15 protein-coding genes are annotated in these 13,226 nt (G+C 66.8%); all 15 read right to left on the bottom strand.

All coding sequences use genetic code 11. The annotated features are described in order from the left end of the window. Position 1: 1 nt before the first annotated feature. On the bottom strand, positions 2 to 391 hold the full coding sequence (gene trbK-alt, locus LH128_RS00550) for a putative entry exclusion protein TrbK-alt (protein ID WP_008827610.1): 390 nt from the start codon (positions 389 to 391) through the stop codon (positions 2 to 4). A 10-nt stretch (positions 392 to 401) separates the two neighbouring features. Further along, entirely contained in the window at positions 402 to 1,172 is a 771-nt protein-coding gene (trbJ, locus tag LH128_RS00545) for a P-type conjugative transfer protein TrbJ (RefSeq protein ID WP_008827609.1), read from the bottom strand. Next, positions 1,169 to 3,625, bottom strand: a complete 2,457-nt coding sequence (trbE, locus tag LH128_RS00540) for a conjugal transfer protein TrbE (protein ID WP_008827608.1) — start codon at positions 3,623 to 3,625, stop codon at positions 1,169 to 1,171. Before trbE ends, trbJ begins: the two co-directional genes overlap by 4 nt. 12 nt (positions 3,626 to 3,637) lie before the next feature. Beyond that, complete coding sequence (locus LH128_RS00535) at positions 3,638 to 3,919, bottom strand: VirB3 family type IV secretion system protein (RefSeq protein WP_008827607.1); 282 nt, start codon at positions 3,917 to 3,919, stop codon at positions 3,638 to 3,640. After that, positions 3,919 to 4,248, bottom strand: a complete 330-nt coding sequence (locus LH128_RS00530; protein ID WP_442800347.1) for a TrbC/VirB2 family protein — start codon at positions 4,246 to 4,248, stop codon at positions 3,919 to 3,921. The genes LH128_RS00535 and LH128_RS00530 overlap by 1 nt, the downstream gene beginning before the upstream one ends. Further along, positions 4,248 to 5,231, bottom strand: coding sequence for a P-type conjugative transfer ATPase TrbB (trbB, locus tag LH128_RS00525; protein ID WP_008827605.1), 984 nt, complete (start codon positions 5,229 to 5,231; stop codon positions 4,248 to 4,250). The genes LH128_RS00530 and trbB overlap by 1 nt, the downstream gene beginning before the upstream one ends. Positions 5,232 to 5,400: 169 nt before the next feature. After that, complete coding sequence (locus LH128_RS00520; RefSeq protein WP_008827604.1) at positions 5,401 to 5,835, bottom strand: hypothetical protein; 435 nt, start codon at positions 5,833 to 5,835, stop codon at positions 5,401 to 5,403. A gap of 8 nt (positions 5,836 to 5,843) precedes the next feature. Continuing rightward, on the bottom strand, positions 5,844 to 7,829 hold the full coding sequence (locus LH128_RS00515) for a conjugal transfer protein TraG (RefSeq protein WP_008827603.1): 1,986 nt from the start codon (positions 7,827 to 7,829) through the stop codon (positions 5,844 to 5,846). Positions 7,830 to 7,854: 25 nt separating this feature from the next. Beyond that, a complete protein-coding gene (locus tag LH128_RS00510) occupies positions 7,855 to 9,594 on the bottom strand; it encodes a relaxase/mobilization nuclease domain-containing protein (protein ID WP_008827602.1) in 1,740 nt (579 codons plus the stop codon). A gap of 244 nt (positions 9,595 to 9,838) precedes the next feature. Then, positions 9,839 to 10,600, bottom strand: a complete 762-nt coding sequence (locus LH128_RS00505; protein WP_008827601.1) for a lytic transglycosylase domain-containing protein — start codon at positions 10,598 to 10,600, stop codon at positions 9,839 to 9,841. A 3-nt stretch (positions 10,601 to 10,603) separates the two neighbouring features. Then, the gene (locus LH128_RS00500; protein WP_008827600.1) at positions 10,604 to 10,951 is read right to left on the bottom strand and encodes a DUF736 domain-containing protein; all 348 of its coding nucleotides are present in this window, start codon (positions 10,949 to 10,951) and stop codon (positions 10,604 to 10,606) included. A 45-nt stretch (positions 10,952 to 10,996) separates the two neighbouring features. Beyond that, complete coding sequence (locus tag LH128_RS00495) at positions 10,997 to 11,542, bottom strand: S26 family signal peptidase (protein WP_008827599.1); 546 nt, start codon at positions 11,540 to 11,542, stop codon at positions 10,997 to 10,999. Beyond that, the gene (locus LH128_RS00490; protein ID WP_008827598.1) at positions 11,539 to 12,057 is read right to left on the bottom strand and encodes a DUF2840 domain-containing protein; all 519 of its coding nucleotides are present in this window, start codon (positions 12,055 to 12,057) and stop codon (positions 11,539 to 11,541) included. The genes LH128_RS00495 and LH128_RS00490 overlap by 4 nt, the downstream gene beginning before the upstream one ends. After that, complete coding sequence (locus tag LH128_RS00485; RefSeq protein WP_008827597.1) at positions 12,054 to 12,308, bottom strand: hypothetical protein; 255 nt, start codon at positions 12,306 to 12,308, stop codon at positions 12,054 to 12,056. The genes LH128_RS00490 and LH128_RS00485 overlap by 4 nt, the downstream gene beginning before the upstream one ends. Further along, positions 12,305 to 12,943 carry a ParA family partition ATPase gene (gene parA / locus LH128_RS00480; RefSeq protein ID WP_008827596.1) on the bottom strand — a complete coding sequence of 213 codons (639 nt, stop codon included), beginning with the start codon at positions 12,941 to 12,943 and terminating at the stop codon, positions 12,305 to 12,307. The genes LH128_RS00485 and parA overlap by 4 nt, the downstream gene beginning before the upstream one ends. Positions 12,944 to 13,226 lie beyond the last annotated feature (283 nt).

The raw sequence follows: 13,226 nt of genomic DNA, 5'->3' as shown, positions 1-13,226 counted from the left end.
GCTATCTCGCTTCGTCGAGCTGCGGCGGCGCGATCGGCGTGGCGGGCTCCAAGGCCGGCTGATCGGTGCGGCCCGGTTGGGGAGCGGTGTCGTTTCGCGGCGCTGGCGGCATATCCGGCAGTCGCTCTGCAGGGCGCGCGCCGGGCGCGAGGAAGCGGTTGCGGTTTTCAGCCCAGGCCCGCCGGCAGGCCGAATCGCGGGGACCGGCTTCGCCGAGCGCCTGGCAGCGGATCAGCTCGTCGCGCAACGGGTCGGCCGCGGTCACGGCAGCGCGGCCGGAAGGCCACGCTTCGGGCGCTTCCTCTTTCCGGCTCATCTCGATCGCGGTCGCAGTGATCGCGACCGCGACGAACACGACGGCGCCGAGCCGGGCGAGCATCTTGCCGTCCATGGCCGCGCCCTCAGTTGCCATTCGGGAACATGCGGGCGTTGCCCGGCTGGTAGCCGCTGCCCGGCGTCAGGAAGCGACGGCGCTGCTCCCGACCTTGCTCGGCCGCGGCCGCGCGCTCGGCCTCGGTCAGGCTCTGCGCGCGACCGTTTGCGGCGACGACAGCGGTGAGATCGGCGAGCTGCTGCGCTTGCAAGGCGAGAAGCTGATTGCCCGCCTGCGTCGCCTGCAGCGCGCCGGTGGCGCCTTGACTCTGGCCGACCAGCGCCGACATCTGGGTCCGGTTCGTGTCGATGTTCCCGACGACGCCGGCCTGGACGCGCATCGCGTCCTGCAGGCCGCCGACGGTATTCTGCCAGCGCTCGCGCGCACCGGCGACGAGTTGCTGGTCCGAGGCGGACATCGAGGCGTTGCCGTAGGTCGTGCGGAACGCCTGGTCGATGTTCTGGACATTGTAGGCGATGCGCTGCGCTTCGCCCAAAAGCTGTTGCGTCCGCTGGACGGACTGCTGGAGCTGCTGGAGAGACGAAAACGGCAGGCTCGCAAGGTTGCGTGCCTGATTGATCAGACCGGTCGCCTCGTTCTGAAGCGACGTGATCTGGTTGTTGATCTGCTGAAGCGCTCGCGTGGCGGTAAGTAAATTCTGCGCATAGTTGGTCGGATCGTAGACGACCCATTGGGCGGCGGCGGGGGTGCTGATGATCGGCGAGAGCGCGATCGGCGCGGCAAATATCGCGGCGGTCATGCGCAGCGCGCGCGAGCGGGAACGAACGGAACGGGTCATGGGCGTATCTCCGGATCGGTTTGAGGGATGACATTGGTGAGGTCGGCGATGAGGTCCGCGGCCCAGCCAAGCCGGTTTTCGCCGAGCCACTCGGCGAGGAAGCCGTCGGTGCCACTACGGGCGTGAACCTCGGCGATCAGCGCCTGGTGCTGCTTTGACGATGCGGCGCAAAGCGCCAACGCCACGTCCGACAGGCCCAACTCGAACAGCCGGTTGCCGCGCCGCGACTGGCAGTAATAGTCGCGCTTGGGCATCGCCCGCGCGAGGATCTCGATCTGGCGGTCGTTCAGACCGAAGCGGCGATAGATGGCTGTGATCTGCGGCTCGATCGCGCGTTCGTTCGGCAGCAGGATGCGAGTCTGGCAACTCTCGATGATGGCCGGCGCGATCGCCGAGCCGTCGATGTCCGAGAGCGACTGGGTGGCGAAGATGACGCTGGCGTTCTTCTTGCGCAGGGTCTTCAGCCATTCGCGGAGCTGGCCGGCGAAGCCCTCGTCGTCCAGCGCCAGCCAACCTTCATCGACGATCAGCAGCGTGGGGCGACCGTCGAGGCGGTCCTCGATGCGGTGGAAGAGGTAGGCGAGCACGGCGGCGGCGGCGCCCGTGCCGATCAGTCCTTCGGTCTCGAAGACCTGGACATTGGCCCCGCCCAGATGCTCAGCCTCGGCGTCGAGCAACCGGCCATAGGGACCGCCGACGCAATAGGGCCGAAGCGCCTGTTTCAGGTCGTTGGACTGGAGCAGGACGGACAGGCCTGTCAGCGTCCGCTCGTTGATCGGCGCGGACGCCAGCGAGGAAAGCGCAGACCAGAGATGCTCCTTCACCTCGGGCGTGACCGGCACGCTCTCGCGCCCCAGGATCGCGACCAGCCAATCGGAGGCCCAAGCGCGCTCGGCGACATCGTCGATGCGCGCGAGCGGTTGAAGCGCCACGCTGTCGTCTGAGCCTTCGGTGAGGCCACCGCCGAGATCGTGCCAGTCTCCGCGCATGGCGAGCGCGGCGGCGCGGATCGATCCGCCGAAGTCGAAGGCGAAGACTTGGCTTTGCGCATAGCGCCGGAACTGCAGTGCCATCAGCGCCAGCAGCACCGACTTGCCGGCGCCGGTCGGCCCGACGATCAGCGTGTGACCGACATCGCCGACATGGATGGAAAGCCGGAACGGGGTCGAGCCTTCGGTCTTGCCGAACAGCAGCGGGGGTGCTGCGAAATGCTCGTCCCGTTCCGGTCCCGCCCACACCGCCGAGAGCGGGATCATATGGGCGAGATTCAAGGTGTTTATCGGCGGCTGCCGCACATTGGCATAGACATGGCCGGGCAGTGAGCCGAGCCAGGCGTCCACGGCGTTGATGGTTTCGGGCATCGCGGTGAAGTCGCGGCCCTGGATCACCTTCTCGACCAGCCGCAGCTTCTCGGCGGCGATGCGCGGATCGTCGTCCCAGACAGTGATTGTCGCGGTGACATAGGCCTGGCCCGCATAGTCCGCGCCCAGCTCCTGCAGCGCCATGTCGGCGTCGGCCGCCTTGTTGGACGCATCCGTGTCGACCAGCGCCGACGCCTCGTTGGTCATCACCTCCTTCAGGATTGCGGCGATCGACTTGCGCTTGGCGAACCACTGCCGCCGGATCTTGGTCAGCAGCTTCGTCGCGTCGGTTTTGTCGAGCAGAACGGCGCGCGTCGACCAGCGATAGGGAAAGGCCAGCCGGTTCAACTCGTCGAGGATGCCGGGCGTGGTCGCGGTCGGAAACCCGACAATGGTGAGGATGCGGACATGCGAGTCGCCGAGCCGGGGTTCAAGCCCGCCTGTGAGTGGCTGATCAGCCAGCAGGGCGTCGAGATACATCGGCGTTTCGGGCACGCGGACGCGATGCCGCTTCGTCGACACGGTCGAGTGCAGATAGGTCAGGGTCTCGCCATCATCGAGCCAGGCGCATTCCGGCATGAAGGCGTCGATGAGCTGGAGGATGCGATCGGTGCGGTCGGCGAAGCCGCGCAGGATCTCGTGTGCGTCGACGCCGGCATGATCGCGGCCCTCGTAGAGCCAGGTCTCGGCCCGCGCGGCGTCCTCGGCCGGTGGCAGATAGAGGAAGGTCAGAAAGTAGCTGGACTCGAAATGCGCGCCCGCTTCCTCGAAGTCGGCTTTGCGTTCGGCGTCGACAAGGGCGGATGCACTGTCGGCGAACATGCTTGCCGGATAGGTGGCGGCGCCATGGCGCTGCGCCTCGACGAAGATCGCCCAGCCGGAACCGAGGCGACGGAACGCATTGTTGAGCCGTCCGGCGACGGCGACCAGCTCGGCCGGCACGGCGCTGTCGAGGTCCGGGCCGCGGAAGCGTGCAGTGCGCTGCAGGCTGCCGTCCTTGTTCAGCACGATCCCTTCGCCGACCAGCGCGACCCAGGGCAGGAAGTCGGGGAGCCGGGTATTGCGGTTGCGATATTCGGCAAGGTTCATCATTGGTGTCGCTCCTCAGACCGACAGGTGGCCGGGGATGCGCAGATGCTTGCGCACGACGTCGACGAACTGCGGATCGCGCTTGGCCGCCCAGACGGCCGCGAAATGTCCGACAGCCCAAAGGCCCAGGCCGACCAGCCAAAGGCGGAGGCCGAGGCCGAGCGCGGCTGCGAGCGTCCCGTTGAGAATGGCGAGCGAACGCGGGGCGCCGCCGAGCAGGATGTGCTCGGTCAGCGCCCGGTGAACCGGAACCGAGAAGCCGGGCAGCTCACCACCATGATCCGCGCCATCCGCCATTAGACGAGCGCCCCGCCGCCGAACGAGAAGAACGACAGGAAGAAGCTGGACGCGGCGAAGGCGATCGACAGGCCGAAGACGATCTGGATCAGCTTGCGGGCACCGCCGGACGTGTCGCCGAAGGCCAGCGTCAGGCCGGTGATGATGATGATCATCACCGCGATGATCTTGGCGACGGGCCCCTCGATCGATTCGAGGATGGATTGCAGCGGCGCTTCCCACGGCATGGAGGAACCGGAGGCGTGCGCGGCGGGCGCCATCACCAATGAGACGAATGTGACGGATACCGCTGTCGCGATATGGTGGCGGATGCGCAGGGCGTGCTTGATCATGACGGGTCTCCTGTGAGGGGCTGGGTTGCGGGGGTGACGCGGTAGTCGCCGTCGGAGCCGAGGCCCTCGATGCGGGCGAGTTCGGCGAGGCGGCGCGATGCGCCGCGGCCGGAGAGCACGGCGACGAGATCAATCGTCTCGGCGATCAGGGCGCGCGGGACGGTGACGACGGCTTCCTGAATGAGCTGCTCCATGCGGCGGAGAGCGCCGATGGCGGTGCCGGCGTGGATGGTTCCGACGCCGCCGGGGTGGCCGGTGCCCCAGGCCTTCAGCAGATCGAGCGCCTCGGCGCCGCGGACCTCGCCGATCGGGATGCGGTCGGGGCGCAGGCGAAGCGAGGAGCGGACAAGATCGGAAAGCGAGGCGACACCGTCCTTCGTGCGCATCGCGACCAAGTTCGGCGCGGCGCATTGCAGCTCGCGCGTGTCCTCGATCAGAACGACGCGGTCCGAGGTTTTTGAGACCTCGGCCAGCAAGGCGTTGGTGAGCGTGGTCTTGCCGGTCGAGGTGCCGCCGGCGACGAGGATATTGCGCCGGTCGGTGACAGCCTGGCGCAGCGTCTCGGCCTGACTTGCGGCCATGATGCCGGCGGCGACATAATCATCGAGGGTGAACACTGCGACAGCGGGCTTGCGGATTGCGAAGGCCGGCGCTGACACCACGGGGGGCAACAGCCCCTCGAACCGCTCCCCCGTCTCGGGAAGCTCGGCCGACACACGCGGCGCTCCGGGATGAACCTCCGCGCCGACATGGTGGGCGACGAGACGGATGATGCGTTCGCCGTCCGAAGGCGACAGCAGCTCACCCGTGTCGGATAGTCCTTCGGATAGGCGGTCGACCCAGAGCCGCCCATCGGGATTGAGCATCACCTCGACGATCGCTGGGTCTTCTAGGAAGCGGGCGATCGCCGGCCCAAGGGCCGTGCGCAGCATACGGGCGCCGCGCAGGATCGCTTCCGATTTCTGGTGAGTGGCCGCCACGTCATCCCCGCTCTGTTGCGGGACCGCGACATGCGGCCCTGGATCGGGGATGAGTAGAAGAGGCAGAAATTAGGGCCTGACAACAACCATCATGTCATCGTCGTACTGTGGCGTACAAAGACAGGGAAACGGCGGAATGACCGAATACTTGCGGTCTACGTGGTCGTGATTAATCCGCGTCGCGCGCGGGCGCGATGTCCTCTGAAATCTCCTGCCGAAGCTTCGGCCCGTGAGCTAGTCGCCGGCCGAGCGCGGTGACGAATGCCTCGTAGCGCTCGCCGGCTTTCGAGCGCGCTGCGGCCTGCGCGGGCTCCGGTAGCGGCGGGTTTGTCGTCAGCCAGAAGCGGATGAACACGGCGAGCGTCTCGACCGCTATCCCAAGGTCGCGCTCCATCCGCGCCATGCGGCGGTCGAGCTGATCGAGCCGCTTCGTCGTCGCCGCCTCCTGCCGTTCGGCACCATCGGGCGACAGGAAGGAGGCGATGCCGGCTTCCGCGATCAGCGATAGTGATTGATCGCGCCGTGCGGCGTGCGCGGCGAGCGCCTTCATGACGTCTGGTTCGAGATACACCGACAGGCGCTGCTTCTTGAAAGGCTTTGCCATGGTGTCTCCTAAAGCTCGATGCCGTCGCCGGGATCGAGCGACGCCTGGCGTGCCACTTGGCGCATGGTCTGATTCATGCGCGAGAGACGCGCGGTTTCCTCATCGGCGTCGTCGCGTGGATCGATCTCGAACTCGTTTTCGATGGGTTGCTTAGGCTCGACGGGTTTCGAGCGGCTGAGCTCCGGCTGGTGCCGGCGCTCGGAGTCGGTCGTATCCTCGTCCTCCGATCCGTCGCCGCTGGAGGGCATCGCGACCGCCGGCACCTCCGGCAGGGCCAGCGCGCTCCAGTCGTCCGATTGGGCCGTTGCCGGTTTCAACAGGTTCGGCGGCGGTAGGATGCGCTCCTGAAGCCGGCGATCCTCATAATATCGCGCCTTCTTCGCGCGGATCGGCGGGGTGCCGGCGACCATGACGATTTCGTCTGATGGCGGAAGCTGCATGATCTCGCCGGGCGTCATCAGTTGCCGGGCTGTTTCCGAGCGCGAGACCATCATGTGGCCCAGCCACGGCGACAGGCGATGGCCGGCATAGTTCTTCATCGCGCGCATCTCGGTCGCAGTGCCGAGCGCGTCCGAGACACGCTTGGCGGTCCTTTCGTCATTGGTCGCGAAGCTGACGCGGACATGGCAGTTGTCGAGGATCGAATTATTCGGCCCATAGGCCTTCTCGATCTGGTTCAGCGACTGGGCGATCAGGAAGGCTTTCAGCCCGTAGCCGGCCATGAAGGCGAGCGCGCTCTCGAAGAAGTCTAGGCGACCCAGCGCCGGGAACTCGTCGAGCATGAGCAGTAGCCGGTGGCGATTGCCCTTCGCATTCAGATCCTCGGTGAGCCGCCGGCCGATCTGATTGAGGATCAGACGGATCAGTGGCTTGGTCCGATTGATGTCCGACGGCGGCACGACGAGATAGAGCGTCGTCGGATGTTTGCTGCCGACGACGTCGGTGATGCGCCAGTCGCAGCGGCGTGTGACCTCGGCGACGACGGGATCGCGGTAGAGGCCGAGGAACGACATGGCGGTGGACAGCACGCCCGATCGCTCGTTGTCGGATTTGTTCAGCAGCTCGCGCGCGGCGCTGGCGATTACCGGATGCGGGCCGGCCTCGCCGAGATGGGCCGTCCTCATCATGGCGGCCAGCGTCGAGTCAATCGGCCGCTTCGGATCGGAAAGGAAGGCGGCGACGCCAGCCAGGGTCTTGTCGGCCTCGGCATAGAGGACGTGCAGGATGGCGCCGACCAGCAGCGCGTGGCTGGTTTTTTCCCAGTGGTTCCGCTTCTCGAGCGAGCCTTCCGGATCGACCAGAATGTCGGCGATGTTCTGCACGTCGCGGACTTCCCACTCGCCGCGGCGCACCTCGAGCAGAGGATTGTAGGCGGCCGACTTCGCGTTGGTCGGATCGAACAGCAGCACGCGGCCGTGCCGGGATCGAAAGCCCGCCGTGAGCGTCCAGTTCTCCCCCTTGATGTCGTGGACGATGGCCGAGCCCGGCCAGGTCAGCAGTGACGGCACGACCAGGCCGACGCCTTTGCCCGATCGCGTGGGAGCGAAGCACAGCACATGCTCGGGGCCATCGTGGCGGAGATAGTCGCGCTCGAACTTGCCCAGGATGACTCCATCCGCGCCCAGCAGGCCGGCGGCACTCACTTCGCGAGCAGCGGCCCATCGGGCGGAGCCGAAGGTCTCGGCGTTCTTGGCTTCGCGCGCCCGCCAGACGGACATGCCGATCGCGACGGCAATGGAGATGAAGCCGCCGGACGCGGCGATATAGGCGCCCTCGATGAAGATCGGCGGGGCATAGGCATCGTAGAAATACCACCACCAGAAGAAGGCGGGCGGATAGTAAATCGGCCAGCCGGCCAGTTCGAACCAGGGAAGTCCAAGCTGCGGCTGAAAGCCGAGCCGATAGGCCGTCCATTGCGTCGCCGCCCAGGTCGTCATCAGCACGATCAGGAAAACGGTGAGGATCTGGCCCCAGAGGATTTTGGTCGCCGACATGGCGGGCACTCCTTTCTTGATTGGGCTACATGCCGAGCCCGCGGTTGCGGCCGAAGCTCCAGTCGACGCCACCGGCGCCGCGCGACACGCCGGAGACGTGCTGACCGATCTGTCGCTCGATCGACGGCGACCAGGGCACGAGCTGAAAGCCGAGGCCGTCGTCGATCATGGCGAAGCGGCCCGACGCGAGCGCAAAGCGCTGGCGATAGGTGCCAGCCACATATTCGCCCGCCGCGGCCTTCGAGAATTGCCGACCGGTCTCGGCCGCAAGCTTCTCGCCAAGGGCATCGACCTCGCGCTGCCGCAGCGTGTCGATCAGACCAGGGGAGAAGCTGACACCGCGCGTCTGCCGCTCGGCGAGGCCCTGGCCGACGAGATGGTCGGCTCGCCTGTCCATCGCCTGGCGAACCTCCGCGCCGAAGCCGCCACCGCCGAGTGCGACCGGATCGCGGGCGATCGCCTGCCGGTCGAGCCAGGTGGCGCCGGTGGCATGGACCTGCCGTTCGATGTCGAGATCGGAGCGGACGGCGAGCGCGACTCGGCGACGGCCCTGCGCGTCGTCGAATTTGCGCAGCTCGACGATCGAGCCCGGCGCGCTGTCACCGGCCGCGTCGAGGTCGGGCAGCTTGATGTGATGGGTTCGTCCGTCCGTGCCATCGACCACGGCATAGGCGGTGCCCTTCAGCTCATCGTCGAGACCACGATCGACCAGCCGGCCGACGACAGGATCGTTGAGGCTCTCGCCGGCGAGCACATAGCTGGCGGCGCCGCGCTCGATAGCGCGTTCGGTCAGGCCGCGATGAATGCGTTTGATGATGTCGCCACGCTCGCCCAGTTCGCGCAGCGTCGCTTCGGCATTCTCCGATACGACCCATTGGCCGGGGCCGATCTGATCCGCAAGGCCGAGTGTCTCCAGCTTCCGCAGCCGGCCGACCTTCATCGCGTGGAACTGGTCGGGCTGGCGATCGGGGTGTGGGGCGAGATCGACGACGCCGGTGCGATAGGCGTCGCGCGAAAGCTGGCGGTCGAGATTGGTCCAGCGCTCCGCCTCGATCTGGCGTTCGAGATTGCGGCGTATCTCGTGATCGGTGCGCGGCCCGAGCTCTTGGGTGACGAGATCCTGCGCGCGGGCGCGCATGCCTTCCTTGATATAGTCGCGCGAGATGACGAGGTCCTGGCCGTCATGGGTGCGCCCGCGCAGGATGATGTGGACGTGCGGATTATCGGTGTTCCAGTGATCGACACCGACCCAGTCGAGCTTCGTGCCGAGGTCTTTCTCCATCTGCCCCATCAGATCGCGGGCATAGGTCTTGAGGTCGGACATCTCCGTCGCGTCCTCCGGCGAGACGATGAACCGGAAGTGATGCCGGTCGTCCTGGGTCCGCTCGGCGAAGGCCTTGGGATCGGCGTCCTCGGTCTCGGGACCGAACAGCCGCGCCTTCTCCCCATCCCGGGTGACACCCTCGCGCCGCAGATAGCTGAGGTGCGCGCTGAGCGGCGCGGCCCGAGCGCCATGACGGACGACGCGCGTCTTGATGACCGTGTTGCGCGATCGGCTAGTGAGCAGCCGGTTGGCCTGGACGGTCGCGCGCTGGCCGCGCCCGAAACGCGAGCGGTTGCCCGAGCTGATCTGGCCGGACCGCGAGACGCTGCCGCCGGCGCGTTGGGCGGCCGCCAGCGCCTGCGCGATGAAGGGCCGCGCCTGCTGCGCGCGGGTCGAACGGATGCGGCCTGGCCGGATGCGGAAATCGTCCTCGCCGCTCATGGCCGAGGTCCCGCACATCGCGCAAAGCTGAGGAAATTCTTGGAGAAATGGCGAATGCGCAGGCTGCGCCGATCAGGCGCACCTCGCGCTAACGCGTCATAAGTCTCTGAAAACACACGACCGCACCAAGCCGCACCTCGCGCGCTTTTATCTCGCCATCGTGCGGTTGTGTTGCCTGCTCCTCCTCCTCGGACCGCCCATCCTCCGCCAGAGCACGCTATTCCACGAAATGCTGCGAACACCGTCATCGCGGCCCCCCATCGCCGTTTCGGGCGACAAACAGGCCCGCGGATTGCGGAGCGATGGCTGTGGCATCGCGCACCGGAGTTGCAGCCGGAGCCTCGTTCGAGGCGCGATCGCCGGGTGTCGGAGCAGCGGTTGCAGCGCGCTCGGACTGCACGATGAAGAGTGGCGAGCGTGTCCAGGCGTTGGGATCAGCCGCCGCGACCGTGACGGGAGCAGGGGCATCTGCGCCGCCGATAATGGGCGCGAGCGCGGCAACATAGGCGCGGGTTTCGGCCGGTAAAGGTCGGCCCGCGAGATACTCCTCGTAGCGGCCGGGACCAGCATTGTATGCCGCAAGGAAGCCCGGCGAACCATAGCGGTCGTGCATCTCGCGAAGATAAGCGGCGCCCGCCAGAATATTGTCGCGTGGATCGTAGGGATTCGCGCCGAGCCGGTGACGCGCGCGCAGATCGGTCCATGTGGCGGGCATGATCTGCATCAGTCCCATCGCGCCGGCCGAAGAGATCGCTCGCACGTCGCCAGCGCTTTCGACGCGCATGACGGCGCGTATCCAGTGCTCGGGAGTGCCGAACCGTTGCGCGGCCTCGGCGATGAACGCGGCGTAGGGATCGACGCGAGAGGGGCGCTCGGCCGACACGGTCTGCGCATCCGCGGTGGCGCAGAGCGGCGCGGAAAGCAGAAGGCCGGAAAGGAGAAGGAGGGCTGTGCGCCGAGCGGTGTTTGACCACCCGGCGACAGCTTTGGGGAGCGGGACTGACATCGTTCAGTCCCGCTCGGCGCGCTTGGGCGGACGGTTCCAGTGCAAGCCCCAGGCGGACTTGTCGTCGGCGGACTGGAAGAGGTTGGCGCGGATCGGATGACAGAAGGTCGGATCGTCGATCTGCAGCGAGACGTAGTCGCCGGCCTTCTCGCCGGTGCGCTTCCACCCTGCACCGATCTCCGCGCCGGTTTCGTTGTTCATGCTGTCGAGAACATGGACACGGAAGTCCGGCGCATTCTCGGCATCGGACGGTTCGGCCGGAACGATGATGATGTCCTGGTGCAATGACAGCGTCATCAGGTGGCCGATGAAGCCGTCATTTTCGCGCGTGAATTGACCGATAACGGACATGTGCGTCTCCTTCAGATTGCGGTGGGCAAGGTCATGGGCGTGCCGTCACCGCGTCGGCGCGCGCCAGACGAAGCGGTCATCACCGTCCTCGTCGGTGTAGAGGGGGGTGGCCCGGCCGATGACCGAGCTGGCGGGCAGCGGTCCGAAGTAACGGCCGTCGAGGCTGTCGCGGACCTGCCAGTTCATCAGGAACAGCTCGTCGTCGGCAATGACGCGGCATCCCTGCCAGGTCGGCAGTTCGCGGCCCCGGCGATCACGTTCGAGCGCATCGCCAATGGCTCGGCCATCGACGGTGATCGTGCGGCCCGATCGGCACACACGTTGACCGGGCAGACCCGCGACCCGCTTCAGCAGCGGCACGCCACGCGGCAGATATCCGCCATCGGCAAGGAACGTGGCGATCGGCTCCGGCGCCGCTACGGCGACGAGGTCGGACGCTTCCAATCCGTCGCTGGCGCTGATCGCATAGAGGCCGATCGGTGTGCTCGCGGAGGCATTCCAGATCAGCTTCGGCGCGAAGGACACGATCGACAGGATGCCCATCAGCATCACCGCCAAGTACGTCGTCATGACGTATCCAAAGCGGCTCATGGCGTGATCATCCGGCGCAGGAGGAAGGCACGATGCTGCTGCGCGTCGTAGGCGCGCGGTGCTTCACCGGCCGTCAGACGGTTGTGGACGTGTCGCCAGTGATCGGGCGAAACGTCGATCGCGCCGATGCCCCGCGCCTCGATGGCATCGATGAGTTGGAGGACGCGCTCGACCTTCGGCCAGCCGTCGGCGCGCAACAGGATGTCGCCGCCGGGGCGCACGAATGGCAGGGTCTGGCAGCGCTCGCCCGCGCCGACGGCGCGCACGATGTCGAGGCGCGAAAGTGCGGTGCCGTATTCGTTGGAGGTCCAGCGAACGAAGGCGAAGACGCTGTCCGGTGCGAATGACACGACGCGCCGGCGGCGGTCGATGATCTGTTCGGCGACATCGCGACCGAACCTGATCCAGAACTCGATCTTCTTCTCGATCCACGTCAGCTCTACCTGGGTCAGGTCATCGGCCGCGAGCGCGGGCGGCAAGCCGCTGCGCAGCGACGGATCGGCGTCACCGATCATCGTGGCTCTCCTTCGCTGGTGGGAAATTCGCGTTCGAACAGTGCGCGCAACATGTCGGCGACGGTCTGTCCGCGCTGGAAGGCGGCGATTTTGATCCGGCCGCGCATGTCGGCGGTGACGTCGATCGTCATCCTGGCGGTGAAGTCGGCGGCGGCTTCGGCGCGGGGCGCTGGACGGTCCGGCGCCTTGATCCAGCTTTCCGGATCGGCCGGGCGGGACGCGAAGCCGCGTTTCGAGGACCGCTCGCTCATGTCCCGATCCTCGCGACTTCGGCAGCGAGCGCGGCAATCTCCCGCGCGGCGGGCGATGTATCGTCCTGCTCGGCCGCGAGCCGCCCGGTCTGCACGACATCGGCGAAAGCGATGCGCTGACCGATGGTGGTCAGGAGCGGCGGCGGATCGTGCTCGGCTAGCGTTTCAGCGGTTTCGCGGGCGAGGATCGTGCGGGCGGCACAGCGGTTGAGGACAAACCGCGCCTTGAGATCCGGTCGATAGATCCGCGCTTCGCGGAGCAGCGTCAGCATCTCGGCCGACGCCCAGCCGTCGAGCGGCGATGGCTGCACCGGGATCAGCACCAGGTCGGCAGCAAGCAATGCCGAGCGCATCAGTTCGGCGACACGCGGCGGCCCGTCGATGACGACGTGATCGACATCGCGCGCCAACTCCGGCGCTTCGCGGTGGAGCGTGTCGCGCGCCAGGCCGACCACCCCGAACAGCCGCTCCAATCCCTCCCGGCCGCGCTGCTGCGAGCAGTCGAGCGCCGATCCCTGTGGGTCGGCGTCGATCAGCGTGACGCGCTGCCCATGCCGAGCCCATTCACCGGCGAGATGGAGGGCGAGCGTCGTCTTTCCGACGCCGCCCTTCTGGTTGAGGAACGCGACGATCATGACGGTCTCCCGGCGATCGGGGACTCGTCCACAGCGGCCGAAAAACGCGGTCGCGTTAGAAAGATTCCGTAGGAATCTAGGTTAGATAAGTTACGGGGCTCGCAAGCTACTGATTCAGCGCGAGGAATCGACGATTCCGGTCCCCGATAGCACGAGAGTCCGGTCCCCGATGGCACGATAGTGCCGGTCCCTGATAGCACGAGACGATTCACAGCTTATCCCCAGGTCGAGTTGTCGAGCGGCGACGGCGGCGCGGGATGCCGAGCGCGTCGGGATCGGTGGG

Source organism: Sphingomonas sp. LH128 (assembly GCF_000293195.2).
Taxonomy (GTDB): Bacteria; Pseudomonadota; Alphaproteobacteria; order Sphingomonadales; family Sphingomonadaceae; genus Novosphingobium; species Novosphingobium resinovorum_A.
This window is presented reverse-complemented; position numbering and strand designations above follow the sequence as displayed.

What these genes read in the sequence shown, in the direction of transcription:
- LH128_RS00490 (WP_008827598.1), bottom strand. Translation starts at nt 12,057, where the DNA reads ATGATCGGTGACGCCGATCCGTCGCTGCGCAGCGGCTTGCCGCCCGCG.
- LH128_RS00515 (WP_008827603.1), bottom strand. Translation starts at nt 7,829, where the DNA reads ATGTCGGCGACCAAAATCCTCTGGGGCCAGATCCTCACCGTTTTCCTG.
- trbE (WP_008827608.1), bottom strand. Translation starts at nt 3,625, where the DNA reads ATGATGAACCTTGCCGAATATCGCAACCGCAATACCCGGCTCCCCGAC.
- LH128_RS00535 (WP_008827607.1), bottom strand. Translation starts at nt 3,919, where the DNA reads ATGGCGGATGGCGCGGATCATGGTGGTGAGCTGCCCGGCTTCTCGGTT.
- LH128_RS00505 (WP_008827601.1), bottom strand. Translation starts at nt 10,600, where the DNA reads ATGTCAGTCCCGCTCCCCAAAGCTGTCGCCGGGTGGTCAAACACCGCT.
- parA (WP_008827596.1), bottom strand. Translation starts at nt 12,943, where the DNA reads ATGATCGTCGCGTTCCTCAACCAGAAGGGCGGCGTCGGAAAGACGACG.
- trbK-alt (WP_008827610.1), bottom strand. Translation starts at nt 391, where the DNA reads ATGGACGGCAAGATGCTCGCCCGGCTCGGCGCCGTCGTGTTCGTCGCG.
- LH128_RS00510 (WP_008827602.1), bottom strand. Translation starts at nt 9,594, where the DNA reads ATGAGCGGCGAGGACGATTTCCGCATCCGGCCAGGCCGCATCCGTTCG.
- LH128_RS00495 (WP_008827599.1), bottom strand. Translation starts at nt 11,542, where the DNA reads ATGAGCCGCTTTGGATACGTCATGACGACGTACTTGGCGGTGATGCTG.
- LH128_RS00500 (WP_008827600.1), bottom strand. Translation starts at nt 10,951, where the DNA reads ATGTCCGTTATCGGTCAATTCACGCGCGAAAATGACGGCTTCATCGGC.
- LH128_RS00520 (WP_008827604.1), bottom strand. Translation starts at nt 5,835, where the DNA reads ATGGCAAAGCCTTTCAAGAAGCAGCGCCTGTCGGTGTATCTCGAACCA.
- trbJ (WP_008827609.1), bottom strand. Translation starts at nt 1,172, where the DNA reads ATGACCCGTTCCGTTCGTTCCCGCTCGCGCGCGCTGCGCATGACCGCC.
- LH128_RS00485 (WP_008827597.1), bottom strand. Translation starts at nt 12,308, where the DNA reads ATGAGCGAGCGGTCCTCGAAACGCGGCTTCGCGTCCCGCCCGGCCGAT.